Origin of the sequence: Pseudomonas sp. SMN5 (genome assembly GCF_052041925.1) — a bacterium.
GTDB lineage: Bacteria > Pseudomonadota > Gammaproteobacteria > Pseudomonadales > Pseudomonadaceae > Aquipseudomonas.
The window spans coordinates 42,126-67,442 of record NZ_JBKGGX010000026.1; the positions used below are offsets into that span (position 1 = coordinate 42,126).

Consider the following 25,317-nt stretch of genomic DNA (forward strand, 5'->3'; position numbering starts at 1 on the left):
CGGGCACATAACAAGTGTGGGAGCGAGCCTGCTCGCGATAGCGGTATAACATTCAACCTCTCTGTTGAGTGTTGCACCGCCATCGCGAGCAGGCTCGCTCCCACAGTGGGTTTTGCGTCAGGCGTTGGGCTTTTGTACCAACCCATCCGCCCGGAACATCGCCCGAATCCCGCGCACCGCCTGGCGGATCCGGTCCTGGTTCTCGATCAGCGCAAAGCGCACGTGATCATCCCCGTATTCCCCGAACCCTACTCCCGGCGAAACGCAGACCTTGGCCTCGGCCAGCAGCTTCTTGGCAAACTCCAGCGAACCCAAGTGCGCGTAGGCCTCGGGAATCCTGGCCCAGACGTACATCGACGCCTTGGGATTCTCCACCATCCAGCCCAGCTCATGCAGACCCTTGACCAATACGTTGCGGCGTTGGCGGTACTGCTCGGCGATGTCGCGCACACATTGCTGGTCGCCTTCCAGTGCGGCGATGGCGGCTACCTGCAACGGAGTGAACGTGCCGTAGTCGTGGTAACTCTTGATCCGCGCCAGGGCGCTGACCAGTTCCGGATTGCCCACCATGAAGCCGATGCGCCAGCCGGCCATGTTGTAGCTCTTTGACAGGGTGAAGAACTCCACCGCTATATCCTTCGCGCCCGGCACCTGCATGATCGACGGGGCTTTCCAGCCGTCGTAGACGATGTCGGCGTAGGCCAGGTCGTGAATCACCAGAACGTCGTACTGTTTGGCCAGGGCGATGACCCGTTCGAAGAAATCCAGCTCCACGCACTGCGCGGTGGGGTTGGACGGAAAGCCCAGGATCATCATCTTCGGCTTGGGAATCGAGCCGCGGATGGCCCGCTCCAGTTCGTCGAAGAAATCCACACCCGGCACCAGCGGCACCGAGCGTACCTGGGCACCGGCGATCACTGCGCCATAGATGTGGATCGGATAGCTGGGGTTGGGCACCAGTACCGTGTCGCCCTGGTCCAGGGTTGCCAGCATCAGGTGCGCCAGGCCTTCCTTGGAACCGATGGTGACGATGGCCTCGCTTTCCGGATCGATGTCCACTTCATAGCGGTCCTTGTACCAACGCGAAATGGCGCGGCGCAGGCGCGGAATGCCTTTGGACGTGGAGTAGCCGTGGGTGTCTTCACGCTGGGCGACGGTGACCAGTTTCTCCACGATGTGCGGGGGCGTGGCGCCGTCGGGGTTACCCATGCTCAAGTCGATGATGTCTTCGCCGCGCCGACGCGCAGCCATCTTCAGCTCGGCAGTGATATTGAAAACATAGGGGGGGAGTCGATCGATGCGCGCAAAGCGGCGCGGCGAACCTTGTTCGGCCATTGTTGCCTCGAGATACGTGAGCGCCCGGAACCGTCCGAGCGACGTTGGCCACTGCGGTAGCCTGGGCGCAAGATAAAGGCGCCGACAGGCAGTTGTCCAGTAGCGGCCAGGAACTATTTTCGACGACACTGTCGGGCTCCTCCCTCGGTCGACAAAGACCGTAGGGCCCGGCCCCCGTGTGTCAAACCTGATCGAATGGATTGAATGATGGAATTTTCCAGCGGCTTCCTGCTGAGCCTTTCGCTGTGCCTGGACATCGGCGTGGCCAATATCGCGATGATCACCCTGGCGATGCAGCGAGGCTATTTTCGAGGCTTCGCCCTGGGGCTGGGCACCTGCGTCGGCGACCTGGTCTACGCCATCCTGGCCCTGGCCGGCATGACCGTGTTGCTGCAATACGAAGCGGTGCGCTGGGTGCTGTGGATCGGCGGTTCGATGCTGCTGTTGTATTTCGCCGCAAAGATGATTCATTCGGCGATTTATCACAGCGCGGTACTGGCGCAGGCGGATGAAGGGCGGGGTGGTTCTTCGCGCCAGGAGTTTTTCCGCGGGATATTTCTGGCGATGTCTTCGCCTAGCGCGATTCTCTGGTTCGCGGCGGTAGGCGGCACGCTGATCGCCCGGTCAGGCGGTGGGACACTGCTCAGTTCGGCGCTGTTCCTCAGTGGGTTTCTCAGTGCCGGGTTGCTGTGGTCTGCGGCGCTGTGCCTGGCGGCGACCCAGGGCGGCAAGTTGCTGGGGGATAAATTGTTGCGTTATTCGTATTGGGCATCGGCGGCGATCTTCTGCTATTTCGCGGTCTACGTGATCGTTTCAGGGTATAACGAGTTCGTCTTGAAAACCGTTCAGGGTGGCGCGCCCGGCTTCTGAGAAACGAAACGGCCCTGGCAATCATGGTTTGGCTTCTATACTGCAAAGCCCGACTTCACGTTTGCGGAGTGTTGACGCATGGAAAAGCACAAGCGCGATTACACAGCCGAACCTCGCTTCGAGCAGGGACGTTTTCTGCTGATTGCCGGCTTTGGCGCGCGTTTTACCCCGGACACGGCCCAGGACATCCCCTTGCTCTGGGAAAAGTTTTTGCCCTGGCTCGGTGATGTGCCAGGGCAGAAAGACGACGTGACCTATGGCGTGTGTTGCAACCCGGACGGGAAGGGCGGGTTCGAGTACATCGCCGGGGTGGAAATCAGCCGGCTCGATGAGTTGCCGCAGCAGTACCGCTGGATCGAATTGCAGCCTGCGCGCTATGCGGTGTTCGAGCACAGGGGACCATTGAAGACCCTCCCGCAGACCTTCCAGTACATCTGGAAGCAATGGCTGCCGCAATCCGGCCACGAAGCGGCGGATGAACCGGAATTCGAGCGCTATAGCGAAGATTTCAATCCGCGGACAGGGGAAGGTAGCCTGGAGATCTGGGTGCCGTTGAAGCCCAGTTGATCAAGGACGGTCATTCCCCTCGCCACAGTAATGGAGGGGTGCTCATCATCAGTCGCTGCTGAACACCAACCCCATCCGTCGCTCATAACCGATCCGGCCCTTATAAGCCTCGCCACTGTCCACCCAACCCAATCGGGTGTAAAGGCCAATGGCCGAGGCGTTATCGGCGTCCACCGAGAGCTCCAGTCCTCTGATCTCCGGCCAGGCCTCCCGAGCCACGGCCGGTAACGCTTGCAGGCAGGCTTTGCCGTAGCCCTTGCCCTGGGCCCGGCGGTCGACCTGCAAGGCGTGCAGGGTCGCGCTGTGTTCATTGGCCCAGTCCGGCAGTACCGGTGGGCGTTTAAGCAGCAGGAAGGCCACCGGTACATCATCGGCCAGCAGAGCGAAGCCCTTGACCCCCGGTCCGGGCCGGGAGAGCAGGGTATGCAGCGCACCGTGGATATCTCCGGAGAATTTCACCTGTTCCGGGTGGATTTCGATGGCTTGCAGCTGTTCCCGCTGGAGCGGGGTCAGGGCTTGGTAGGCGATGAGTCGGGCAGTCACAAAAACGTCCGTTGTCTGCGGGCAGATGGGCCTGGATTCTAGCGAATTTCTTTATTCGGGTTATTTTTGTTCGAGCTGTCGATTCGCCGTTTCTCCAGACGACAAAGGGTGTCTACAACAAAAAACCTGCGGAGAATCATCATGAATGCCCAAGCCACCGAACGTGAAATCCAGGCGCTGATCGACACTTATCGTCAGGCCGTGATGAGCAAGGACGTCGAGAAGGTCATGGCGCTGTACGACGAGGCCATCGTCTCGTTCGATGCCATCCAGGCCCTGCAATTCAAAGGCAAGGCCGCCTACCGGGCCCATTGGCAGGCCTGCATGGAAATGTGCCCCGGTCCGCACAAGTTCGATTTCCATCAAGTCACCATCACTCCCGCCGAGAACATCGCCTTCGCCCACTGGCTGGCCTATTGCGGCGGCACCAACGACAAGGGCGAGGAGCAAGCCTGCTGGATGCGCGTCACGGCCTGCTACCGGCGGGTGGCGGGGCAGTGGAAGATCGTCCACGAACATTGGTCGGCTCCGTTCGATCCAATGACCGGAACGACGATTTTCGACCTGCAACCCTGATCGTCGGTTTTTTCGCCCGTTGCCCCTCGACCGTCCATAGTTGATCAGTTCGATCACGGAGTTTTCCATGAAGTACTTATGCCTGGTGTATAGCAACGAACAGGTGCTGCACGACTCCCCCGACAGCCCGGAGGACGCCGAGTGCATGGCCTATGCCGAATCGGTCCAGGGCAGCGGGCGAATGCTCGCCGCCGAGGCCCTGGAATCAGTACAGACCGCCACCACGGTGCGCATGCGCGCTGGCAAGCTGTCGATCACCGATGGGCCGTTCGCTGAAACCAAGGAGCAACTGGCCGGCTTCTACCTGATCGACGCCAAGGACCTGAACGAAGCCATCCAGGTCGCCGGCCATATTCCGGCGGCCCGGGTCGGCTGTGTCGAAGTGCGACCGGTCCGCCAACTGAACCCCTGAACAACAACCACAAACAGGATTTCGCCCATGAACCCCACGCCTGCTGCCCACACGCTTTCCATCAGCCGCATCATCGACGCCCCGCGCCAGAAGATCTTCCGCGCCTGGACCGAGCCGACCTTGCTCGTTCAGTGGTGGGGGCCCCACGGTATGACCACGCCGGAGTGCGAAATGGACTTGTGGGTCGGGGGCCGGTTCCGCACCCTGATGCGTGCGCCGGATGGCAGCGAGTACCCGACCATGGGCGTGTTCCTGGAAATCATCGCCCCGCAGCGGCTGGTGTTCACCGATGCGTTTTTGCCCGGCTGGATACCGTCGGGCAAAGCGTTCATGACCGCAGAAGTGCTGCTTGAAGAGCTCGGCGAAAAGACCCGCTACACCGCTCGGGCACTGCACTGGAGCGAAGAGGACCGCCAGGCTCACGAAGCCATGGGGTTTCATGACGGCTGGGGCCAGAGCCTGGAGCGATTGGAAACCCTCGTCACCCAAGGTATGCCGGACTGATGTCGGTTGAAACGGTCAAGGCGCGGGTCGAGCAGGTCTACCGGCAAGATTCGAGACGGATCCTGGCGACGCTGATCCGTCTGTTGGGGGATTTCGACCTTGCCGAAGAGGCCTTGCACGAGGCCTTCTTCATTGCGGTCGAACGTTGGCACCGCGATGGTGTGCCGGACAATCCGCGCGCCTGGCTGGTCTCGACCGGGCGCTTCAAGGCCATTGATGTGTTGCGCCGGCGCGCCCGCTTTGCCGCGTCCCAGCCGATGCTGATTGCCCAGCTCGAAGAGCTGGAGCAGGCCGACTGGAGTGACGAAGACGTGGAAGATGATCGCTTGCGACTGATTTTCACCTGTTGCCACCCAGCCCTGGCGGCGGACGCCCAAGTGCCGCTGACGCTGCGGGAAGTCTGTGACCTGACCACCGAGGAAATCGCCCGGGCGTTCCTTGCCGCTCCGGCGGCCATCGCCCAGCGTATCGTGCGGGCCAAGGCAAAAATCCGCGATGCGAAAATTCCGTATCAGGTGCCCTCCCGATCGGAACTGCCCGAACGCCTGGACAGTGTCCTGCGCGTGATCTACCTGGTGTTCAACGAAGGCTATTCGGCCTCGATGGGCGCCGAGCTGACCCGTGAAGACCTGACTCGCGAAGCGATTCGCCTGGGTCGCCTGCTCCTGGAGCTGCTACCCGAAGCCGAGGTCATGGGATTGCTGGCGTTGATGCTCCTGCACGAATCCCGACGCCCGGCGCGAACGTCTGCCTCCGGTGAGTTGGTCCTGCTGGACGAGCAGGACCGATCCTTATGGGACGCCGGGCTGATCGCCGAAGGTTGCGCCTTGGTGGGGGCGGCGCTGAGTACCCGTCGGTTCGGGCCGTATTGCCTGCAAGCCGCGATTGCAGCGGTGCACGCCGAAGCGCCGACGGCCCGGGATACCGACTGGCCGCAGATCGTCGGTCTGTATGACATATTGCTGCGCGCCGTGCCATCGCCGGTGATCGAACTCAACCGAGCCGCCGCCCTGGCCAATCGCGACGGGCCGCTGGCGGGATTGCGCTTGATCGATGGGATCCTGGATCGTGGCGAGCTGCTGGACTACCACCTCGCCCACTCGGCGCGGGCGGAGTTCTGTCGCCAATTGGGACGAAACGACGAAGCCAAGGCCGCGTATCTCCGTGCGCTGGAGCTGACGCAACAATTGCCGGAGCGGCGGTTTATCGAAGGGCGACTGGCCGGGCTGCAGTGACGAAATACCCGTGACACAGATCCCCTGTGGGAGCGAGCCTGCTCGCGATAGCGGTGCATCAGCTTGCAGAGAGGCTGGATGTACCGCCGCCATCGCGGGCAGGCCAACTCCCACAGTAATCCCAGGTGTGCCCGGATTTGATGTTCGGCACAGATCCCCAGTGGGAGCGAGCCTGCTCGCGATAGCGGTGGATCAGCTTGCAGAGAGGTTGGATGTACCGCCGCCATCGCGGGCACGCCCGCTCCCACAACAGTTGTTGCGGTTCCTTCAGGCAAAAAAAGGCGACCCGAAGGTCGCCTTTTTTCAGTCTGCCGGGCGTTGATCAGAACTCGTGATCAGCGTTGTCCGGATTCAGGTCGCTGATGCCCAGTTTGCCAGCGGCCTGTTCGATCGAACCGGTCTGCTTGACCAGTGCGGCGATGGCGTCGCGCACGATCTGGTTGCCGGCGGTGTTGCCGGCGGCGATCAGCTGGTCGTAGTGCTCGCCTTTGTTGGCGTGGTCGACCATGACCTGGATCTTGGCTTCGGTGTCGGCCAGGTCCGCCTTGAGAGCGGTGTCCGCCGCCGGGTCGGCCTTGGCGACCAGGGACGACAGGCTGGCGCCGGTCATCTTGGTACCGTCGACACGGGTGTATTCGCCCAGGTACACGTTACGCACGCCCTTGGCGTCGTAGAAGTGCGAGTTGTGGGTGTTGTCGCTGAAGCAGTCCTGCTCGTCTTCTGGCGAGTTGGCCTCCAGGGACACTTTCATGCGCTCGCCCGCCAGTTCGCCCAGGGACAGGCTGCCCATGCCGAACAGCATCTTGCGCAGGCCGCTTTCAGCCGGTTCCGCTTCCAGGGTGGCGCGGTAGTTGTCGGCCACGTTCGGCTTCCAGTTGCCGACCATTTCTTCCAGGTCGCTGACCAGCAACTGGGTCACCGACTTGAGGTAAGCACGACGACGGTCGTTGTGGCCGCCAGTGGCGCCAGCGCCTTGCAGATAGTCGGAAGCCGGGCGGTTGCCCGCGCCTGGGCCGGTGCCGTTGAGGTCCTGGCCCCACAGCAGGAATTCGATGGCGTGGTAGCCGGTGGCGACGTTGGCCTCGGAACCGCCCAGTTCATTGAGGCTGGCGAGTTTTTCCGGGGTGATGTCCTTCACGTCGACCTTGTCTTCGCCGACCTGGACTTCAGTGTTGGCGATGATGTTGGCGGTGGCGCCCGGGTTGCCCAGGGCGTGCTCGTAGGACTTGTCGACGTAGTCGATCAGGCCTTCGTCCAGGGGCCAGGCGTTCACCTGGCCTTCCCAGTCGTCAATGATGGTGTTGCCGAAGCGGAACACTTCGCTCTGCAGGTATGGCACACGGGCGGCGATCCAGGCTTGGCGGGCGGCTTTCAGGGTTTCGGCGTTCGGCTTGGCCAGGAACGCGTCGACGGCGGTTTGCAGGGCTTTCGCGGTGGATTCGGCATCGCTGTAGACAGCGAAGACGATGTCGGCGTAGTGCGCGACAACAGCCTTGGCAGCGGCTTCGTCGACCTTGCCGGCAGCAGCAGGGGCGACCGGTGCCGCGGTGCTGGCAGCAGGCGTAGGCGCTTGCGGCGCGGCGGCCTTGTCTTTGCCTTCGCCGCAACCGGCGAGGGAAATAGCGATGGCCAGCAGACTGGCGGTAGCCAGAGGCATACGAATCATGGCGAACATCCTGCTTCGGAAATGAATGGGACAGGCGCGAGTGTGCGCAAAAACTGCGACATAATGCGAAAGATTTGCATTATGTGTAAAGGGTCGCGGTTGGAAATATTTCTTGTTTAATGATTGCCGATCGTGACCTTTGGCACCCTCTCGGCGATGCCGCCCAGGGTTACGATCTGCCAGGCAATCAGAGGATGAAGGCCTTGCTGCGCTCAGCCTGTTTCAGATAGGTGCTCAATTCCCGCGCCGGCAAGGGCTTGCTGTAGTAGTACCCCTGACCCTCGTGGCAGCCCTCGGCGATGATGTAGGCTTCCTGTTCGACCGTCTCGACGCCCTCGGCGATGACCTGCATCCCCAGGCTCTTGCCCAGTTGGATGATGGCCCGGACGATGGTGGCGTCGTCTTCATCGTCGAGTAGGTCCTGGACGAAGCTCTTGTCGATCTTGATCTTGTCCAGCGGCAGGCTCTTGAGATAACTCAGGGACGAATAGCCAGTCCCGAAGTCATCAATGGCAATCAACGCGCCGGAGCGGCGCAGGCTCAGCAGGTGCTGGGCGGCGGTGGTGATGTCTTCCATCAGGCCGGTTTCGGTGACTTCCAGCTCCAGGCTGCGAGGAGGCAGTCGGTACATCTGCAGGAAGTTGTTCACCACCCGTGGCAACTCCGCGTGGTGCAGTTGCACGGTCGACAGGTTGACGGCCATGCGCATGTCGACGAAACCCTGATCGTGCCATTCGCGCAATTGCCGACAGGCCTGGTCCAGCACCCATTCGCCGATGGCGATGATGGTGCCGTTCTGCTCGGCCAGGGGGATGAACAGGTCCGGCGGCACCAGGCCATGCTCAGGGTGATGCCAGCGGATCAGGGCTTCGGTGCCCACAACCCGGAGGTCGCGGTAGCTGATCTGCGGCTGGTACACCAGGGTGAACTGTTCGCGGATCAGGGCTTCGCGCAGGTCTTTTTCCAGTTCGCGGCGGCGGCGCATTTCACTGTCGACGCTGGCAATGTAGAACTGGTAGCGGTTGCGCGAGCGGCTCTTGGCCAAGGTCATGGTCTGCTCGGCTTTCTGCAGCAGCTTCTCGGTGCTGTCCCCGTCCTCCGGGAAGAGCGTGATACCGATGGTCGCGCGCAGGCGGATCTGCTGGTCCTCGATGCCGAACGGCGCCTCCAGGTCATCGAGGATGCTCTGGGCCAGTTCGGCCGCTTCATACGGCTGCTCGATGTCGGCCTGGACCAGGGCGAACTGGTCGCCTCCCAGCCGCGCCAGGGCGCCAAGACGACCACTGTGGGCGCGCAAGCGGTCCGCCAGGGCCAGCAGCAATTGGTCGCCGGTCTGGTAGCTGAACTGTTCGTTGATGCCCTTGAAGTCGTCCAGCCCCACGCACAGCACCGCGACCCTACGTTGCAGACGCCCGGCGTCCACCAGGATCTTGTCCAGTTGCTCCTGCAACTGCTGGCGATTGGGCAGGCCGGTTAGAAAATCGTACTGGGCCATGCGTAGCAGGCTGTTTTCCGCTTCGTGGCGAAGATGGGTATTGCGTTCAATGGATTCGAGCAGTTGGTTGGCGGTATTGATCCACAGGCCCAGCTCGTTTTGCTCGTGCCCCGGCAATTGCGGGATCTTGTGGGCGCTGGGGCGGTCGGGGTTGATCTCGGTCAGGTGCTCGATGATGCGCGACAGCGGTTTGGTCAGCAGCCAGTGATAGACCAGGTACAGCACCAGGCCCATGGCCAGGGCGCGCAGCATGCCGGAGATGAAAATGATCACCGAGCTGACAATGAAACCCTCGCCATAGGTCGCGGTGTCGAGGGTGATGCTCAGGTCGCCGTAATATTCACTGTAGGGTCCGCGACCTACCAGTTGGGTGGTGAAAGTCCGTTCCTTGCCCAGGATCAGGTCGGTCAGCCAGCGGCTTTCGGATTGCTGCAAGGGCCGGCTTTTTTCGGCGAGCATGGTTTCGTGAGGGTGGCCGATGGAGGCCATGCGGACGGCGCGGTCCTGGAACAGGCCTTCGATCACCTGCATGCCCATTTCCTTATCCAGGCTATAGACGGCCTGGGTCGACGGATCTCGGAACATGTCGAGGATGCGCTGGGCGTCGCTGGCCACAGCCTGGTTGGTCTTGTAGGCATCGAACACGATCTGGGCGCAGCTCAACAGCACGCCAACGACCAATGCCGAGAGGAGCACGACCCGGAGCAACTTCACAGACAAGCTGTTCTTGAGTTCCAGCTTCAAAGAGTGGTTCCTTGTTCCGTGCGGGTAGCGTCAAGTTGCCATGAGTATTGGCAATCCTGTGATGTCAGTCAAAGGGACAATCCAACACAAGGGATTTGGCCTGGAGCATGGCGGATATAGGGTTCTTTCAGAGTGATTGCTCTACGACCATTGTGTCGGTTGAGAGGCGCCGCAACTTGAGGGCCTCGGTGTTTTTTTCTTGGATCCAGGACGTGTGGTAATGCGCCCTCGAGTCGATGACCGGTTACTTCTGGCGCGCAAAAAAAACCCGGCAAGGCGCCGGGTTTTTCGTCTGGCCATCCGGCTCAGGCAGTGAAAGGCTTGCCTTCGAACTGCTCGGCCACGAATTTCCAGTTGACCAGGTTCCAGAACGCTTCGACGTATTTCGGACGAAGGTTGCGGTAGTCGATGTAGTAGGCGTGCTCCCACACGTCGCAGGTCAGCAGTGGGGTATCGCCACTGGTCAGTGGGTTGCCGGCGCCGATGGTGCTGGCCAGGGCCAGGGAGCCGTCAGCTTTCTTGACCAGCCAGCCCCAGCCGGAACCGAAGGTGCCGATGGAGGTTTTGCTGAACTCTTCCTTGAACTTGTCGAACGAACCGAAGGCCTTGTTGATGGCTTCGGCCAGTGCGCCGGTTGGTTGACCGCCAGCGTTTGGCGCCAGGCAGTTCCAGTAGAAGGTGTGGTTCCAGACCTGAGCGGCGTTGTTGAAGATACCGCCCGAGGAAGTCTTGACGATTTCTTCCAGGGTCTTGCCTTCGAACTCGGTGCCAGGCACCAGGTTGTTCAGGTTCACGACATAGGTGTTGTGGTGTTTGTCGTGGTGGTATTCCAGAGTCTCTTTGGAGATGTGCGGCTGCAGTGCATCGTGTGGGTAAGGCAGCGGCGGCAATTCGAAAGCCATGGTGATTCTCCTAATCAGGTCAGTTGCGGTGAGCGCAAGGCCGATCACGGGCGGCCAGACTAGCGCCGGGAGTTTGTACTCCTTGCGGCGCAAGACTCGGATCATAGCACCGGGGGTGCGGCATAACCACGCAACAACTGTGTGGAATAGAGGTTCCAGAGCGGTTGGCAATAATCAGCCGCTGACAATCAATTGCATCGCCACGGCGAACATCATTGTCGCCACTAACAGGTCGAGAATCCGCCAGGTACTCGGGCGGGCGAGCCAGGGCGCCAGCCACGCAGCGCCGAACGCCAGGGTGAAGAACCACAGCAGCGAGGCGCTCGCCGCGCCCACGACATAGGCACCGGGCACGCTCTGTTGGGCACCGAGGGAGCCGATCAGCAGGACGGTATCGAGATAGACGTGGGGGTTGAGCAGCGTCACCGCCAAGGCGCTGAGCAACACGGCGCGCAACGATCGCACGGCCTGATGCTCACCTTGTTGCAGGCTCTGCCTGGAAAAGGCCCGGCGCAACGCCAGGCTGCCATACCAGAGCAGGAACGCCGCGCCGCCCCAGCGAGCAATCGACAGCAACAACGGACTTTGCGCCAGCAGTGTCGCCAGGCCGAAAACGCCGGCGGCCACCAGCAGCGCATCCGCTGTGACGCAAAGCGCCGCCACTGGCAAGTGGTGCTCGCGGCGCAGGCTCTGGGCCAGTACGAAGGCGTTCTGGGCGCCGATGGCCATGATCAGCCCGAGGGCCACCAGTAGCCCGTTCACATAGCTTTGCCACATAAGTTGTCTTCCGATCAGTGTCTGAATGCTGGCTATTCTCAATCGGAAGGCTGTATAAGAAAAACCAATACTACTGATTGCCCATTAGGAAAATTGATGTTCGATTACAAACTACTCTCCGCGCTGGCGGCGGTGGTCGAGCAGGCCGGATTCGAACGTGCCGCGCAGGTGCTGGGTCTGTCGCAATCGGCCATTTCCCAACGCATCAAGCTGCTGGAGGCGCGGGTGGGTCAGCCCGTGCTGATACGGGCGATGCCACCCGGACCCACTGAAATCGGCCGTCGACTGCTCAACCACGTGCAACAGGTCCGGCTGCTCGAACGTGATCTGCAAAACCTGGTGCCGGCGCTTGATGAGGAGGGCCTGCCCGAGCGCCTGCGCATCGCGTTGAATGCCGACAGCCTGGCGACGTGGTGGGCCGTTGCGGTGGGGGATTTCTGCGCCGAGCACCATTTGCTGCTCGATCTGGTGGTGGAGGACCAGACCGTCGGCCTCAAGCGCATGCGCGCCGGCGAGGTGGCGGCCTGCGTCTGCGCCAACGAACGTCCGGTGGCCGGTGCCCGCAGTGTGTTGCTGGGGGCCATGCGTTACCGTGCGCTGGCCAGTCCGGCCTTCATTGCCCGGCACTTTCCCGATGGTGTACATGCCGAACAACTGGCGCGTACGCCGGCGCTGGTGTTCGGCCCGGATGATTTCCTGCAACACCGTTACCTTGCTTCCCTGGGCGTCGAAGGCGGATTCGAGCACCACCTGTGCCCCTCGTCCGAAGGCTTCATCCGCCTCACCGAAGTCGGGCTTGGCTGGGGATTGGTGCCGGAGCTGCAAGTGCGCGAGCACCTGGAGCGAGGCGCATTGGTGGAATTGCTGGCAGATAAACCGATCGATGTACCGCTGTACTGGCATCATTGGCGCAATGGCGGCCAGTTGCTGGGTTTATTGACCGAGCAATTGATCCGTTCGTCCCGGCAGTGGTTGGTGCCTTGGACGCCGCAATAGACGTCAAGCTGCAAGTCAAAGCGGCACACGAAACAATTGGCAGGTAGTCACTCAGGAGCATGCATGAAAATTCTGGTCACCGGCGCGAGCGGCTTCATTGGCGGGCGCTTCGCGCGTTTCGCCCTGGAGCAAGGCCTGGACGTACGGGTCACCGGTCGCCGGGCCGAGAGCGTTGAGCACCTGGTGCGGCGCGGTGCGCAATTTGTCCAGGGGGACCTGAACGATCCGTTGCTGGCCCGCGATCTGTGCCTGGATGTCGAAGCGGTGGTGCATTGCGCTGGAGCCGTCGGGCTCTGGGGGCGCTATCAGGATTTTCACCAGGGCAATGTCCAGGTTACGGAAAACGTCGTCGAGGCTTGCCTGAAGCAGAAGGTCCGGCGCCTGGTGCACCTGTCGTCGCCGTCGATCTACTTCGATGGTCGCGACCACCTCGGGCTGAAGGAAGAACAAGTGCCCAAGCGCTTCAAGCACCCTTACGCCGCGACCAAGTACCTGGCCGAGCAGAAAGTCTTCGGCGCCCAGGAGTTCGGTCTCGAAGTGTTGGCCCTGCGCCCGCGTTTCGTCATTGGTGCCGGTGACATGAGCATCTTCCCCCGGTTACTGAAAATGCAGCGCAAGGGCCGTTTGTCGATAGTCGGCAATGGCTTGAACAAGGTGGATTTCACCAGCGTGCAGAACCTCAACGAAGCGCTGCTCTGCAGCCTGCTGGCCACCGATTCGGCCTTGGGCAAGGCCTACAACATCAGCAATGGCGCGCCGGTTCCGCTGTGGGACGTGGTCAATTATGTGATGCGCCAGATGGACGTCCCACAGGTCAGGCGTTATCGGTCCTACGGCCTGGCTTACAGCGTCGCCGCCTTGAACGAAGGCTTGTGCAAGCTATGGCCGGGCCGCCCCGAACCGACGCTGTCGCGCCTGGGCATGCAGGTCATGAACAAGAACTTCACCCTGGACATCAGCCGCGCCCGGCATCATCTCGATTACGATCCGCAGGTCAGTCTGTGGACCGCCCTCGATGAGTTTTGTGCCTGGTGGAAAGCCCAGGACGGCCACTGATCGGCCCGTCATGAACCGACCCCCGGGTTCGAGGTCAATCGGTGCGGCGGACGAGGGGGTTATACTCGCCGCATCAAGCCAACACCGGTTTCCCAAAGGTTGAACCCCATGCCCACGCGTAACGATGCCAACGACGACTTCGACGATGTACCGAGCCTGCGGATGCGCGCCGACATTCCCGATGACGATGATTTCCTGCCCAACCGTGCGCCCCACGTACAGGCGCGCCCTGCGCCCATTGCGGCGGCGCGGGTCAAGGGCCCTAGCACTGGGCCACTGTGGGCATTGGTTGGCGCCCTGCTGTGCGCGTTCGGCTTCCTGGCCTGGTGGAGCTTCCAGCAGATTTCGTTGATGGAGCAGCAACTGGTGGCAACCCAGGAAAGCTTCGCCCGGATCAGTGAAGACGCGGCGGGGCGCTTGCAGGACATTTCCGGCAAGGTAGTGGCCGGGCAGTCCAATGTCATGAGTGACAGTGAAGCGTTGAAATTGCAGGTCAAACAGTTGGACACCCGGCTGCAGGAACAGGCCCGGCAATTCGACAGCAAGCTGCAGGAGCAATACAAACTGCAGCAAGCCACGTTCGGCCCGTCCGCCGACCTGGACAAGGAGCTGGCCCAGCTCATTGCCCAGGCCAGTGAACAGCAGAACACCAACACCCAGTTGCAATCGGCCAACAAGGAGCTCCAGGCTCAGGTCAAGACGCTGGCAGCTGAAGTGGCCGCCCTGAAAAACCAGGGCGAAGGTGGCGCGCTGGATGCCCAGCTCAAGAGCATCGGCGCCGACATCACCGCCCTGAAGAGAGCCACCTCCAACTCGGCCATCGAACGCCTGGAGCAGGACATGATCGTGCTCAAGAGCCAGCAGGATAACGGCAACACGGCCGAGTTCGACGCCTTTCGCGGCCAGGTCACCCGCAACATCAACACCTTGCAGGCGCAGATCCAACACCTGCAACAGCAGCTCAGCGCGCGGGCCCAATAACCCTGCAGGCGCCTGTGGGAGGAGCTTGCTTGCGATAGTGTTCTGACGGTCATACAGGAAGTGACTGATTGGGCGCCATCGCGAGCCGGCTCGCTCCCACACTGATTTGCAGCGTTTCATGGATTAATGATCACCGCACAACGTGGGAGCGAGCCTGCTCGCGATGGCGTCCAGCCAGGCAACCCATGATCCTCTGAATACTTCTACATCGCCTCCACCCCGTCTACGCTCTCGAAACACCAACGAGAACGAGGATGCGCGTATGGGGTTTGTGTGCAGGACGGCCTGGCTGGCCGCAATGCTGGTACTGGGGTTGACGCAGGCTCTTGCCGCGCCGACGGACGATGGCCAGGCGGCCCGGGCGCTCTTGGAAAAAGCCCTGGCCTATTACCACGATAACGGTGACAAGGCCTTGGCGGTGTTCAGCCGTCAGGGCGAATTCGTCGACCAGGACCGCTATGTGTTTGTGGTGGACACCAAAGGGGTGATGCTTGCCAGTGGCGGGCCGTCAGCGGCGTTGATCGGGCGCGACGTTTCCGAAGTGCTGGGCCCGGATTTGCGCAAGGCCTTCAAGGAGGCCTTGAACACGCCCGAGGCCAGCGGTATCCAGCAAGCCGAATACCGTTGGCAGAACTGGGCGGATGGCCGGGTCGAGCGCAAGCATGTGTATTTCCAACGGGTCGGCGACCGAATCCTGGCGGTCGGCTACTACTTGCCACGGGCCTCCGCCGAACAGGCCAGGGCGCTGCTGGACAAGGCTTCAAGCGACCTGCAGAAGAACGAGAAAGCTACGTTGACGGCGATCAACTCCCTCAAGGGCGGCTACTTGCAGGATGACCTGTACGTGTTTGTCGTCGACCTCGATACCCGGCGCTATGTCGCCCATGGCACCAACCTGCGCTTGATCAATACCGACTTCGCCAGAATCAAGGATCCGGACGGCAAGCCGGTGGGCGAGCCGATCCTGGGGCTGATCAGCAAGCAGGATGCTGGGGATTATGAGTACCGGTGGAAAAACCCGGTGACCGGCAAGGTCGAGGACAAGCACGCGTACCTCAAGAAGGTCGGGCATTTCCTGGTGGCGGTGGGGTATTACAGTCCTTGAATTAGCGCTACAGCTTGTACAGCGCTGCTTTTGTGGCGAGGGAGCTTGCTCCCGCGGAGTGCGCAGCGCTCCCTAAAAGGGGGCCGCTTCGCGGCCCAGCGGGAGCAAGCTCCCTCGCCACATAGGCACCGTTCACAGATGGTCCGGATGGGGTGTGCGGGCAATCAGCCCGCCACCAACACCCTGATCGCCTCCAACCGCAACGCCGCCTTCTCCAGCATCGCCAGGCCTTGCTCGCGCTGTTGGCGCAGGGCCACCAGTTCGCTGTCGCGCACGGTCGGGTTGACCGCTTGCAGGGCGGTCAGGCGGGCCAGTTCCTCATCGGTATCGGCCGCCAGGCGACGCTGGGCCTCGGCCACGCGCTCAGCATGACGCGGGGCGACCTTCTGTTCGCCGGCGTTGATCCGTGGTGTCAGCTGGTCGCGCTGGGCCTGGATGAACTTGTTGGCACTGGCGCGCGGCACGCTTTCGAGCTGGTCGTTGAGGGTTTCGAACGAGACCCTGGCCGCCAGGTCGTTGCCATTGGCGTCCAGCAGGCAGCGCAGGGCGGCCGGCGGTAGGTAACGACCCAGTTGCAGCGAGCGGGGGGCGACCACTTCACTGACGTAGAGCAGTTCCAGCAACACGGTGCCTGGCTTGAGCGCCTTGTTCTTGATCAGCGCCACGGCGGTGTTGCCCATGGAGCCGGACAACACCAGGTCCATGCCGCCTTGTACCATCGGGTGCTCCCAGGTGATGAACTGCATGTCTTCGCGAGACAGCGCCTGGTTACGGTCGTACGTGATGGTCACGCCTTCGTCGTCGCCCAGCGGGAAGCTGGCGTCGAGCATTTTTTCGCTCGGCTTGAGGATCAGCGCGTTATCCGAATGGTCCTCGCTGTCGATACCGAACGCATCGAACAGGGTTTCCATATAAATCGGCAGTGCGAACTGATCATCCTGCTCGAGAATGGCTTCCACCAGCGCATCGCCTTCCCCCGCGCCGCCGGAATTGAGCTCCAGCAGACGGTCGCGACCGGTGTGCAACTCGGCTTCCAGACGCTCGCGCTCGGCACGTGCTTCGTCGATCAAAGCCTGCCACTGGCCATCGTCGGCTTCTTCCAGCAACGGTAGCAGGCGCGGGCCGAACTGATGTTGCAGGGCGTTGCCGGTCGGGCAGGTGTTGAGGAACGCATTCAGCGCTTCGTGGTACCACTGGAACAACCGCGCCTGCGGGCTGTTTTCCAGGTACGGCGCGTGCAATTCGATGGTGTGCTTCTGGCCGATCCGGTCCAGACGACCGATGCGCTGCTCCAGCAGGTCCGGGTGCGCCGGCAGGTCGAACAGCACCAGGTGATGGGCGAACTGGAAGTTGCGTCCCTCGCTGCCGATTTCCGAGCAGATCAGCACCTGGGCGCCGAACTCTTCGTCGGCGAAGTAGGCAGCCGCACGGTCACGTTCCAGGATGTTCATGCCTTCGTGGAACACCGTAGCCGGGATGCCCGAGCGCACGCGCAGGGCGTCTTCCAGGTCCATGGCGGTTTCGGCGTGGGCGCAGATCACCAGCACTTTGGTGCGCTTGAGCATTTTCAGGGTGTCGATCAGCCACTCGACCCGTGGGTCGAAGCGCCACCAGCGCTCCTCTTCATTGGCGTCCGGCTGGGCCTGGAAGCTGACTTCCGGGTACAGCTCAGGGTGATCGCCCAATGGCAGCTCGAGGTATTCGTCCGGGCACGGCAGCGGGTAGGCGTGCAGCTTGCGTTCCGGGAAGCCCTGCACGGCGGCGCGGGTGTTGCGAAACAGTACGCGGCCGGTGCCGTGACGGTCCAGCAGTTCGCGTACCAGGCGGGCGCTGGCTTCGACATCGCCATCATTGACGGCGGTCAGCAGGGCTTCGCCTTCATTGCCCAGGAAACCCTGGATGGTCTTGTGGGCTGCGGGTGACAGGCGGCCCTTGTCCAGCAACTCCTGCACGGCTTCGGCCACCGGGCGATAGTTTTCGCTCTCGGCGCGGAAAGCCTTGAGGTCATGGAAGCGGTTCGGGTCCAACAGACGCAGACGGGCGAAGTGGCTGTCCTGGCCCAGTTGTTCCGGAGTCGCGGTCAGCAACAGCACGCCCGGGATCGTCTCGGCCAGCTGTTCCACCAGCGCATATTGCGGGCTGACCTGGTCCTCGTGCCATACCAAGTGGTGGGCCTCGTCGACCACCATCAGGTCCCAGCCGGCGGCGAACAGCGCGTCCTGGGCTTTCTCGTCGTCCACCAGCCATTCCAGCGCGACCAGCGCCAGTTGAGTGTCTTCGAACGGGTTGCTGGCATCGCTTTCGATGAAGCGCTCTTCGTCGAACAGCGCGACCTGGAGGTTGAAACGTCGGCGCATTTCCACCAGCCACTGGTGCTGGAGGTTCTCCGGCACCAGGATCAGCACACGGCTGGCGCGTCCGGACAGCAGTTGACGGTGGATGACCAGGCCGGCCTCGATGGTCTTGCCCAGGCCCACTTCGTCCGCCAGCAAGACCCGTGGTGCAATGCGGTCGGCCACTTCACGGGCAATGTGCAGCTGGTGGGCGATCGGCTGGGCGCGCACGCCGCCAAGGCCCCACAGCGGAGACTGTAACTGGCGGCTGGTATGTTCCAGGGTGTGGTAGCGCAGGGAAAACCAGGCCAGCGGGTCGATCTGGCCGGCGAACAGACGGTCGCTGGCCAGGCGGAACTGGATGAAGTTCGACAGTTGGGTTTCCGGCAGGGTAACGACTTCGTTCTGCCCGTTGAGGCCGTGATAGACCAGCAGGCCGTCGACGTCGTCGACTTCACGCACGGTCATCTTCCAGCCTTCGAAGTGGGTGATCACGTCGCCCGGCGAAAACCGTACGCGGGTGAGGGGCGCATTCCGTAGCGCATACTGGCGAGTGTCGCCAGTGGCCGGGTAGAGCACGGTCAACAAGCGGCCATCCTGTGCCAGAACGGTGCCTAAACCCAGCTCGGCTTCGCTGTCACTGATCCAGCGTTGCCCCGGTTGATACTGCTGCGCCATGCTGCCTGACTCCCGCCTTGAAAAAGCCGATTATCTTAACGGAATGATCCTTCAGACCAAAGGACTTACGCACGTCCCGGGTTTTCATCGGGGCGATTGATAGCAGATGACAGGGAACTTAAGCCTGTCTGACGATCCAACAGGCTTGGACCTGAGTCTTATGGCAATGCCAACTGGGTCACAACTTTCAGACCGGCGGTTCAAGCTGCCTTGCACGCAGCCGACAACCTGAAGACAGGAGACCCTTAAATGTTGATACCCACGCTCCCCTTGAGCGCCGTACCGATCACCGCGCAACAGGATCCGGTTCGCCAGCGACCGGACATCCCGCCCGTGGTCCCGGTGCAGGAAAGCTCTGGTGAAAGCACTATCGACCTGCAAAAGCGTGATCCGGAGGAGGGCGCGCTGTTGCTGCGCGAGGAGCAGCAGCGCCGACAGGATCGCGACAAGCGCCGCCGCGAAGCCGATCAAGACCCCGAAGAACACCTGGCCGTGCCGGGCACCGAACTCAACGCCGACAACACCGTGCCGGTGGTGCCGCTGATGGAAGAGGAGTCGCGCCAGGGCCTGTGGGTCGATATCCAGATCTGAGCCAGGCGTTTGCCGACGGACGCAGGCTGGTCAATGTTGCGCGCAGCCCGCATCATGGGCGCATCCGCAATTCAACGCACGATGCCGACACGCCATGAGCCAAGACGACAAGCTGATCGACCTCAGCGCCGAGCGCGCCAAGCGCGTTCATGACCTCAACGAAAAACGCCTCAACGAAGTCCGCCAGGCTTTCGAGCAGGCCATGCCCCTGGGCAAGCCCAAGAAAAAAACCAAGAACAAACCGAAAAAGCGCTGATTTCCCCCTCGATCCTTTGATACAGATCAGTTATTTCCCCACCTTTGCGCCCCGTCGCGGGCGTTATTGACCCCGGTCAATTTCCTTACGGACCTGATTGGTTAACTTGAACCCATCGCAACAGGGGCAAGACCAGGAGGCCAGTCATGTTTATCGATAATGTGGTGTTTGCCGGTGTGTTGACGGTTGGCCTCATGTTCGTGTTTTTCGCAGGCTTTGGATTATTCATCTGGAAAGACGCACACAAGCGCAAAAAACCGTAGGTCTTTCCAGCTACAACGAGCACGCAAGGCATTTTGGGCGACTTCGGTCGCCCTTTTTTTTTGAAAGTTTTTCTCTGTCTACATACAAGACCTGTGGGAGCGAGCTTGCTCGCGATGGCGTCGGGTCAGACAAAATAATGGGTGCTGATACACCGCCATCGCGAGCAAGCTCGCTCCCACAGGTGTTTGATATTTGGTCATAAAAAAAGGTGCGACCCATCAGGATCGCACCTTTTTTGTCAGCCGCTTGGAATCAGCTGCCGATCGCGAGGGATGCCAACCAGAACAGCCCGGCCGACAGCGCCACCGTTGCTGGCAGGGTCAGTACCCAGGCCAGCAGGATATTGCGCACGGTGCCACCTTGCAGGCCGCTCTTGTTGGCGACCATGGTGCCGGCTACACCCGACGACAGCACATGGGTGGTGGAAACCGGAAGGCTGAAGATATTCGCCATGCCGATCATGCAGGCAGTGGTGATCTGCGCCGACATGCCTTGGGCGTAGGTCATGCCTTGCTTGCCGATTTTCTCGCCGATGGTCAGCACCACGCGCTTCCAGCCGACCATGGTACCCAGGCCCAGCGCCAGGGCGACCGCCAGGATCACCCAGAACGGGGCGTATTCGGTGGTACCGGTCAGGTCCTTGCGCAGCTTGTTCAGGTCGTCTTTCTCACGGGCCGCCAGGTCGGGCAACTTGCCGACCTTCTTCGCCGTGTCATCCAGGCAGAGCAGGTAGCGACGCACTTCGATACGGCTTTCCGCCGGCAGCGAATGGTAGTCCGCCACGCCTTTGAGCGTATCGAGCAGGGCATTGATGGTCGGTTCGGTCTGCTGCGGGTTGCAACGGAATTTCTCCGGCAGGTCGCCCGGCACGCTTTTGCCCAGCGCCAGGAACTCACCCAGGGACTGACTGTTGCGTTGGTAGAACTGGCTCAGGTGCAGGGTCGCGTCGCGGGTCCGCTCGATCTGATAGGTGGTGCTGTTCAGGTCAAGTACGAACTGGGCAGGCACGATGCCGATCAGCACCAGCATGATCAGGCCGATACCTTTCTGGCCATCGTTGGAGCCATGGACAAAACTCACGGCCATGGCCGAGATCACCAGCACCAGGCGGTTCCAGAACGGCGGATGTTTCTTGTCGTCGATCTTGCGGCGCTGCTCCGGCGTCTTGTGCATCTTGGACAGCGGACGCCACCATTTAAGGCCGATCAGCACCAGGGCGGCGATCAGGAAGCCGGCCATGGGCGAGAACACCAGGGAGGCGCCGATATCGATCGCCTTCTGCCAGTTCACCCCGTCGGCCAACGGGATATCGTTGATCAGCGCATTGGCCAGGCCGACGCCGAGGATCGAACCGATCAGCGTGTGGGAACTAGACGCCGGGATACCGAAGTACCAGGTGCCCAGGTTCCAGGTGATGGCCGCTGCGAGCAGCGAAAACACCATGGCCAGCCCGTGTCCGGTGTTCACATTGATCAGCAGTTCCACCGGCAGCAGGTGAACGATGGCATACGCCACCCCCACGCCGCCCAGCAGCACGCCGAGGAAATTGAACACACCGGAAAAGAACACCGCCAGGTGCGGCGGCATGGCTTTGGTGTAGATAACAGTGGCAACCGCGTTAGCGGTGTCATGAAAGCCGTTGATGAACTCGAAGGCGAGGACAAAAGCCAGGGCGAGCAAGAGGCTCACAAGCACCCAAGCATCCAGTCCGCTGAATAAATCGATCATGAAGGTTTTCTGACCCGGTCATAAGGGGGCGCGATTATGCCAGAAAACCTCGGTAATCGATGCACTGCCTGCTCATCGGTAACATCCTTCAATGAAATAATTTGTAGGAAACCCTGGGAGGCGAGCGTTTGCGCGAGGGGCGCAAGCCTTTGATTCAGGGGCCGAAAGCGCAACGGAGCGGATCGGACGAGGGCTCAGACGCCTCCTAAACAATTGTGTGAAATATCTGAGAAGGGCATCAGACAAGATCGGTTCCCTGTGCCGGACAGAGCGAAGGCGCGGCCCGCTCGTGGCGGGCGTCCGTCTCGGTTTCCGGCCTGGATGGCGGCCGGCTACCGTTTCACAAGAAACTGGCCGGCATATCAATGCTCTTCGGCTCTGAGTTCCTTTTCCATCTTCTGCAGTTCCTGGGTAAAGGCCTGGTCCTGAACGGTGGCGCGTTTGCGCCAGGGTTTGCGTTCCGGTTCAGGTTGCGCGGCGTAGGTGGTGATCTCCCCGCCGTAAACTTCCTTGTAACGTTGTTCCTGGCGCTCAAGTTCCGCGCGCAGTTCTTCTTTCGTCACAGTTGTACCTAACTAAGTCGAATTTGATTCTGGTGATACGCACTGCATGTGGGCATGCAGACGGCCACGGCACCAGAGCTGACAGCTGACGTAGCATCAGGGCTTCGTGTTGTTGCCATACAGGGGCACTGTAAAACCACTACAGTGGCTGCGCACGGAGGCGGTCGATTGATCGTACCGTACTGAAGCGCATTATAGCGGTCCGGCTGAATAACACTATCGGGAAAAAACAGGTATGTCCGTTGGTGTGTGAATCAATATTTATTCATGCAACTGTAATCATCAGATCCGGTTACAACCGTTCCTGTCTATTAGAAGATGGCACTGAACTGGACAAGTTCAACCCAACAGTCAAATCCGGTTCAACTTGTTAAATAGCCGGTTCCACGATGGGCAGCGACCGTCGGTTCCGTGGATTGCGATTATCGGCTGCCGGTTCGATAATCGAACGCTGTTGGCGGTCGAGCCCTTGTCTGTGGGTGGGCAGCCGCTTGTAATAGCTGCCGTACCCGGGAAAAGATCAGACATGAACGACCAACTGCGCAATGCCTTTACTTCCGTGGCGCCCCCGATCGTTGCCTCGCCGGCCAAGCGAATCCAGGCGCTGACCGGCGATCCGGATTTCATGACTTCCCTGGCCCGCGGACTGGCAGTGGTCCAGGCCTTCCAGGAGCGCAAGCGGCACCTGACCATCGCCCAGATCAGCCATCGCACGGAAATTCCCCGCGCCGCCGTCAGACGTTGCCTGCATACCTTGATCAAACTGGGCTACGCCACCACCGACGGACGCACCTATTCACTCTTGCCCAAAGTGCTGACCCTCGGTCACGCCTATCTGTCGTCGACACCCTTGGCCGTGTCCGCACAGCCATACCTGGACCGCATGAGCGAGCAGCTGCACGAAGCCTGCAATATGGCCACCCTCGAAGGTGACGACATCCTCTATATCGCCCGGTCCGCCACCACCCAGCGGCTGATTTCGGTGGACCTGTCGGTGGGAGGGCGGTTGCCGGCTTATTGCACGTCCATGGGGCGGATCCTCCTGGCGGCCCTGGACGATGCCTCGCTGCGTGACTACCTCGACCATGCCGATCTGCAAGCCAAGACCAGCCGGACCCTGCACACCCCTGAAGCGCTGCTCGAATGCCTGCAACAAGTGCGTGAACAAGGCTGGTGCATCGTCGACCAGGAATTGGAGCAGGGCCTGCGTTCGATTGCCGTGCCGGTGTATGACGCTTCCGGTCAGGTGGTCGCGGCGCTCAATGTCAGTACCCACGCCGGACGGGTCAGCCGCAACGAGCTGGAACAGCGCTTTCTGCCAGGCCTGCTGGGGGCCAGTCGCGACCTGAGCGCGCAGCTGTTCACTTAAGCTGTTCGATAAACGCACACAGTCGCCGTTGGCGAATTGACGGTCTTCGTCTGGCGTCATTAACGTCGCGGCAGCGTCACCCGAGCCTGTTGGCTGACGGAGGACGACCTACACAATAATAATGAGAGCCCCGATGAACCAGCCCCAGACCTCCGTAGGCAATTGCCTCGATGTGCAGTCCTTCATCAACACCCGGCCCATTTCCCGCTACCAATGGCGGGTGGTGATCCTCTGTTTCCTGATTGTGTTCCTCGACGGCCTCGACACCGCAGCCATGGGCTTTATTGCGCCCGCCTTGTCCCAGGACTGGGGTATCGACCGCGCCAGCCTCGGGCCGGTGATGAGTGCCGCGCTGATCGGCATGGTCTTTGGCGCACTGGGCTCCGGCCCGTTGGCTGACCGCTTTGGACGAAAAGTCGTACTGTTAGGCGCGGTCCTGCTGTTCGGCGCCTTCAGCCTGGCCTCGGCCTACAGCACCAACGTCGATCAACTGCTGGTGCTGCGGTTCCTCACTGGCCTGGGTTTGGGCGCCGGAATGCCGAACGCCACCACCTTGCTGTCCGAGTACACCCCGGAGCGCAAGAAATCCCTGTTGGTCACCAGCATGTTCTGTGGCTTCAACCTGGGCATGGCGGGCGGCGGGTTCATTTCCGCCAAGTTGATCCCGGCGTTCGGCTGGCACAGCCTGTTGCTGATCGGTGGGATCCTGCCGTTGATCCTGGCGGTGGTGCTGTTGTTCTGGCTGCCGGAGTCGGCGCGTTACCTGGTGGTGCGCAATCGTGGCACTGACAAAGTGCGCAGGACCCTGGGGCCGATCGAACCGGAGACGGTTGCCCGGGCGGCGAGCTTCAGCGTACCGGAACAGAACACCGTAAAGGCCCGTAACGTCCTGGCGGTGATTTTTTCCGGGACCTACAGCGCCGGCACCCTGCTGCTGTGGCTGACCTATTTCATGGGCCTGGTGATCGTATACCTGCTGACCAGCTGGTTGCCGACCCTGATGCGCGACAGCGGCGCGAGCATGGAGCAGGCGGCGTTTATCGGTGCGTTGTTTCAATTCGGTGGCGTGTTGAGTGCGGTGGGCGTGGGTTGGGCGATGGACCGATTCAACCCGCACAAGGTCATCGGCCTTTTCTATCTGCTGGCCGGGCTGTTTGCCTACGCGGTCGGGCAGAGCCTGGGGCACATCACGCTGCTCGCGACGCTGGTGCTGGTGGCCGGCATGTGCGTCAACGGTGCGCAATCGGCCATGCCTTCCCTGGCCGCGCGCTTCTACCCGACCCAGGGCCGCGCCACCGGAGTGTCGTGGATGCTCGGCATCGGCCGTTTCGGTGCGATTCTGGGCGCCTGGATGGGCGCGACCCTGCTGGGCTTGGGCTGGAACTTCGAGCAGGTGCTCACAGCCTTGGTCATCCCGGCTGCGTTGGCGACCACGGCGGTGGTGATCAAGGGGGTGGTCAGCCATGCGGATGCGACTTGAGCCTGTAACCTGAGTTCCAGCGGTCACCTCCTGTGGGAGCGAGCCTGCTCGCGATAGCGGTGTGTCAGGCATTCATTTGGGGGCAGGCAGGACGCCATCGCGAGCAGGCTCGCTCCCACAGGGGTTTCCACCTCATCTGAAGAAATCGTTAGCCAAACAACAATCCGTTCGATAACCGAACACTCAGTCGATTATCGGATTGTTCGGCCCGTTGCCCCAGCTTAATCTTCAGTGACTCCGGCGCTTCTTCTCGCGCCTTTTTCTTCATGTCGGTCTACTGGAATACGGAGC

24 protein-coding genes are annotated in these 25,317 nt (G+C 61.4%); 15 read left to right on the top strand and 9 right to left on the bottom strand.

Annotation, left to right across the window (positions count from 1 at the left end):
• Positions 1-117: 117 nt before the first annotated feature.
• The gene (gene alaC / locus ACLEJR_RS22350) at positions 118-1,335 is read right to left on the bottom strand and encodes an alanine transaminase (protein WP_440798072.1); all 1,218 of its coding nucleotides are present in this window, start codon (positions 1,333-1,335) and stop codon (positions 118-120) included.
• A 207-nt stretch (positions 1,336-1,542) separates the two neighbouring features.
• Here alaC and ACLEJR_RS22355 point away from each other — a divergent pair, with 207 nt between their 5' ends.
• Positions 1,543-2,205, top strand: coding sequence for a LysE family translocator (locus tag ACLEJR_RS22355; protein ID WP_440816560.1), 663 nt, complete (start codon positions 1,543-1,545; stop codon positions 2,203-2,205).
• A 78-nt stretch (positions 2,206-2,283) separates the two neighbouring features.
• Positions 2,284-2,772, top strand: a complete 489-nt coding sequence (locus ACLEJR_RS22360; RefSeq protein WP_440798076.1) for a GyrI-like domain-containing protein — start codon at positions 2,284-2,286, stop codon at positions 2,770-2,772.
• Between the two features lie 48 nt (positions 2,773-2,820).
• Here the strand turns inward: ACLEJR_RS22360 and ACLEJR_RS22365 are convergent, their stop codons facing one another.
• A complete protein-coding gene (locus ACLEJR_RS22365) occupies positions 2,821-3,315 on the bottom strand; it encodes a GNAT family N-acetyltransferase (RefSeq protein ID WP_440798078.1) in 495 nt (164 codons plus the stop codon).
• 141 nt (positions 3,316-3,456) lie between these two features.
• Here ACLEJR_RS22365 and ACLEJR_RS22370 point away from each other — a divergent pair, with 141 nt between their 5' ends.
• The 4 genes from ACLEJR_RS22370 to ACLEJR_RS22385 all read left to right on the top strand — a co-directional run bounded on the left by ACLEJR_RS22370 (position 3,457) and on the right by ACLEJR_RS22385 (position 6,042).
• Positions 3,457-3,891 (top strand): YybH family protein, encoded by a 435-nt coding sequence (locus ACLEJR_RS22370; protein ID WP_440798080.1) that lies wholly within the window; start codon positions 3,457-3,459, stop codon positions 3,889-3,891.
• A gap of 67 nt (positions 3,892-3,958) precedes the next feature.
• Positions 3,959-4,303 carry a YciI family protein gene (locus ACLEJR_RS22375; RefSeq protein ID WP_245140864.1) on the top strand — a complete coding sequence of 115 codons (345 nt, stop codon included), beginning with the start codon at positions 3,959-3,961 and terminating at the stop codon, positions 4,301-4,303.
• A 27-nt stretch (positions 4,304-4,330) separates the two neighbouring features.
• Positions 4,331-4,807, top strand: coding sequence for an SRPBCC family protein (locus ACLEJR_RS22380; RefSeq protein ID WP_440816563.1), 477 nt, complete (start codon positions 4,331-4,333; stop codon positions 4,805-4,807).
• Positions 4,807-6,042, top strand: a complete 1,236-nt coding sequence (locus ACLEJR_RS22385; RefSeq protein ID WP_440816566.1) for an RNA polymerase sigma factor — start codon at positions 4,807-4,809, stop codon at positions 6,040-6,042. Before ACLEJR_RS22380 ends, ACLEJR_RS22385 begins: the two co-directional genes overlap by 1 nt.
• 322 nt (positions 6,043-6,364) lie before the next feature.
• On the opposite strand, the gene ACLEJR_RS22390 is transcribed toward ACLEJR_RS22385, so the two are convergent.
• The 4 genes from ACLEJR_RS22390 to ACLEJR_RS22405 all read right to left on the bottom strand — a co-directional run bounded on the left by ACLEJR_RS22390 (position 6,365) and on the right by ACLEJR_RS22405 (position 11,626).
• Positions 6,365-7,708, bottom strand: a complete 1,344-nt coding sequence (locus tag ACLEJR_RS22390; RefSeq protein WP_440816568.1) for an imelysin family protein — start codon at positions 7,706-7,708, stop codon at positions 6,365-6,367.
• Positions 7,709-7,895: 187 nt separating this feature from the next.
• On the bottom strand, positions 7,896-9,947 hold the full coding sequence (locus ACLEJR_RS22395; protein ID WP_440798089.1) for a putative bifunctional diguanylate cyclase/phosphodiesterase: 2,052 nt from the start codon (positions 9,945-9,947) through the stop codon (positions 7,896-7,898).
• 305 nt (positions 9,948-10,252) lie between these two features.
• Positions 10,253-10,849 (bottom strand): superoxide dismutase, encoded by a 597-nt coding sequence (locus tag ACLEJR_RS22400; RefSeq protein WP_440798091.1) that lies wholly within the window; start codon positions 10,847-10,849, stop codon positions 10,253-10,255.
• 174 nt (positions 10,850-11,023) lie between these two features.
• Positions 11,024-11,626, bottom strand: a complete 603-nt coding sequence (locus tag ACLEJR_RS22405; protein ID WP_440816571.1) for a LysE/ArgO family amino acid transporter — start codon at positions 11,624-11,626, stop codon at positions 11,024-11,026.
• Positions 11,627-11,722: 96 nt separating this feature from the next.
• On the opposite strand from ACLEJR_RS22405, the gene ACLEJR_RS22410 reads away from it, so the two are divergent.
• From ACLEJR_RS22410 to ACLEJR_RS22425, 4 genes are all read left to right on the top strand, one after another.
• The gene (locus ACLEJR_RS22410; RefSeq protein WP_440816572.1) at positions 11,723-12,622 is read left to right on the top strand and encodes a LysR family transcriptional regulator ArgP; all 900 of its coding nucleotides are present in this window, start codon (positions 11,723-11,725) and stop codon (positions 12,620-12,622) included.
• 63 nt (positions 12,623-12,685) lie between these two features.
• Complete coding sequence (locus ACLEJR_RS22415; protein ID WP_440816574.1) at positions 12,686-13,678, top strand: NAD-dependent epimerase/dehydratase family protein; 993 nt, start codon at positions 12,686-12,688, stop codon at positions 13,676-13,678.
• A 108-nt stretch (positions 13,679-13,786) separates the two neighbouring features.
• A complete protein-coding gene (locus ACLEJR_RS22420; RefSeq protein WP_440798098.1) occupies positions 13,787-14,659 on the top strand; it encodes an ATPase in 873 nt (290 codons plus the stop codon).
• 262 nt (positions 14,660-14,921) lie between these two features.
• A complete protein-coding gene (locus tag ACLEJR_RS22425; protein ID WP_440798100.1) occupies positions 14,922-15,764 on the top strand; it encodes a cache domain-containing protein in 843 nt (280 codons plus the stop codon).
• A 164-nt stretch (positions 15,765-15,928) separates the two neighbouring features.
• Here the strand turns inward: ACLEJR_RS22425 and rapA are convergent, their stop codons facing one another.
• Entirely contained in the window at positions 15,929-18,775 is a 2,847-nt protein-coding gene (gene rapA, locus ACLEJR_RS22430) for an RNA polymerase-associated protein RapA (RefSeq protein WP_440798102.1), read from the bottom strand.
• Positions 18,776-19,024: 249 nt separating this feature from the next.
• On the opposite strand from rapA, the gene ACLEJR_RS22435 reads away from it, so the two are divergent.
• From ACLEJR_RS22435 to ccoM, 3 genes are all read left to right on the top strand, one after another.
• A complete protein-coding gene (locus tag ACLEJR_RS22435; RefSeq protein WP_440798104.1) occupies positions 19,025-19,366 on the top strand; it encodes an aspartate-semialdehyde dehydrogenase in 342 nt (113 codons plus the stop codon).
• A 94-nt stretch (positions 19,367-19,460) separates the two neighbouring features.
• Positions 19,461-19,622 carry a hypothetical protein gene (locus ACLEJR_RS22440; RefSeq protein WP_440798106.1) on the top strand — a complete coding sequence of 54 codons (162 nt, stop codon included), beginning with the start codon at positions 19,461-19,463 and terminating at the stop codon, positions 19,620-19,622.
• A gap of 146 nt (positions 19,623-19,768) precedes the next feature.
• The gene (gene ccoM, locus ACLEJR_RS22445; protein WP_030139315.1) at positions 19,769-19,885 is read left to right on the top strand and encodes a cytochrome c oxidase subunit CcoM; all 117 of its coding nucleotides are present in this window, start codon (positions 19,769-19,771) and stop codon (positions 19,883-19,885) included.
• A gap of 253 nt (positions 19,886-20,138) precedes the next feature.
• Here ccoM and ACLEJR_RS22450 read toward each other — a convergent pair whose 3' ends face one another.
• Entirely contained in the window at positions 20,139-21,614 is a 1,476-nt protein-coding gene (locus ACLEJR_RS22450; protein WP_245138174.1) for an inorganic phosphate transporter, read from the bottom strand.
• Positions 21,615-21,976: 362 nt separating this feature from the next.
• Entirely contained in the window at positions 21,977-22,177 is a 201-nt protein-coding gene (locus ACLEJR_RS22455) for a hypothetical protein (RefSeq protein WP_440799811.1), read from the bottom strand.
• A 526-nt stretch (positions 22,178-22,703) separates the two neighbouring features.
• Here ACLEJR_RS22455 and pcaR point away from each other — a divergent pair.
• Together pcaR and ACLEJR_RS22465 are read left to right on the top strand one after the other, a co-directional pair.
• A complete protein-coding gene (gene pcaR, locus ACLEJR_RS22460; protein ID WP_440799809.1) occupies positions 22,704-23,546 on the top strand; it encodes a pca regulon transcriptional regulator PcaR in 843 nt (280 codons plus the stop codon).
• A gap of 133 nt (positions 23,547-23,679) precedes the next feature.
• Positions 23,680-25,026, top strand: a complete 1,347-nt coding sequence (locus tag ACLEJR_RS22465; RefSeq protein WP_440816576.1) for an MFS transporter — start codon at positions 23,680-23,682, stop codon at positions 25,024-25,026.
• Positions 25,027-25,317 lie beyond the last annotated feature (291 nt).

What these genes read in the sequence shown, in the direction of transcription:
- alaC (WP_440798072.1), bottom strand. Translation starts at nt 1,335, where the DNA reads ATGGCCGAACAAGGTTCGCCGCGCCGCTTTGCGCGCATCGATCGACTC.
- ACLEJR_RS22355 (WP_440816560.1), top strand. Translation starts at nt 1,543, where the DNA reads ATGGAATTTTCCAGCGGCTTCCTGCTGAGCCTTTCGCTGTGCCTGGAC.
- ACLEJR_RS22360 (WP_440798076.1), top strand. Translation starts at nt 2,284, where the DNA reads ATGGAAAAGCACAAGCGCGATTACACAGCCGAACCTCGCTTCGAGCAG.
- ACLEJR_RS22370 (WP_440798080.1), top strand. Translation starts at nt 3,457, where the DNA reads ATGAATGCCCAAGCCACCGAACGTGAAATCCAGGCGCTGATCGACACT.
- ACLEJR_RS22375 (WP_245140864.1), top strand. Translation starts at nt 3,959, where the DNA reads ATGAAGTACTTATGCCTGGTGTATAGCAACGAACAGGTGCTGCACGAC.
- ACLEJR_RS22380 (WP_440816563.1), top strand. Translation starts at nt 4,331, where the DNA reads ATGAACCCCACGCCTGCTGCCCACACGCTTTCCATCAGCCGCATCATC.
- ACLEJR_RS22385 (WP_440816566.1), top strand. Translation starts at nt 4,807, where the DNA reads ATGTCGGTTGAAACGGTCAAGGCGCGGGTCGAGCAGGTCTACCGGCAA.
- ACLEJR_RS22390 (WP_440816568.1), bottom strand. Translation starts at nt 7,708, where the DNA reads ATGATTCGTATGCCTCTGGCTACCGCCAGTCTGCTGGCCATCGCTATT.
- ACLEJR_RS22400 (WP_440798091.1), bottom strand. Translation starts at nt 10,849, where the DNA reads ATGGCTTTCGAATTGCCGCCGCTGCCTTACCCACACGATGCACTGCAG.
- ACLEJR_RS22405 (WP_440816571.1), bottom strand. Translation starts at nt 11,626, where the DNA reads ATGTGGCAAAGCTATGTGAACGGGCTACTGGTGGCCCTCGGGCTGATC.
- ACLEJR_RS22410 (WP_440816572.1), top strand. Translation starts at nt 11,723, where the DNA reads ATGTTCGATTACAAACTACTCTCCGCGCTGGCGGCGGTGGTCGAGCAG.
- ACLEJR_RS22415 (WP_440816574.1), top strand. Translation starts at nt 12,686, where the DNA reads ATGAAAATTCTGGTCACCGGCGCGAGCGGCTTCATTGGCGGGCGCTTC.
- ACLEJR_RS22420 (WP_440798098.1), top strand. Translation starts at nt 13,787, where the DNA reads ATGCCCACGCGTAACGATGCCAACGACGACTTCGACGATGTACCGAGC.
- ACLEJR_RS22425 (WP_440798100.1), top strand. Translation starts at nt 14,922, where the DNA reads ATGGGGTTTGTGTGCAGGACGGCCTGGCTGGCCGCAATGCTGGTACTG.
- rapA (WP_440798102.1), bottom strand. Translation starts at nt 18,775, where the DNA reads ATGGCGCAGCAGTATCAACCGGGGCAACGCTGGATCAGTGACAGCGAA.
- ACLEJR_RS22435 (WP_440798104.1), top strand. Translation starts at nt 19,025, where the DNA reads ATGTTGATACCCACGCTCCCCTTGAGCGCCGTACCGATCACCGCGCAA.
- ACLEJR_RS22440 (WP_440798106.1), top strand. Translation starts at nt 19,461, where the DNA reads ATGAGCCAAGACGACAAGCTGATCGACCTCAGCGCCGAGCGCGCCAAG.
- ccoM (WP_030139315.1), top strand. Translation starts at nt 19,769, where the DNA reads ATGTTTATCGATAATGTGGTGTTTGCCGGTGTGTTGACGGTTGGCCTC.
- ACLEJR_RS22450 (WP_245138174.1), bottom strand. Translation starts at nt 21,614, where the DNA reads ATGATCGATTTATTCAGCGGACTGGATGCTTGGGTGCTTGTGAGCCTC.
- pcaR (WP_440799809.1), top strand. Translation starts at nt 22,704, where the DNA reads ATGAACGACCAACTGCGCAATGCCTTTACTTCCGTGGCGCCCCCGATC.
- ACLEJR_RS22465 (WP_440816576.1), top strand. Translation starts at nt 23,680, where the DNA reads ATGAACCAGCCCCAGACCTCCGTAGGCAATTGCCTCGATGTGCAGTCC.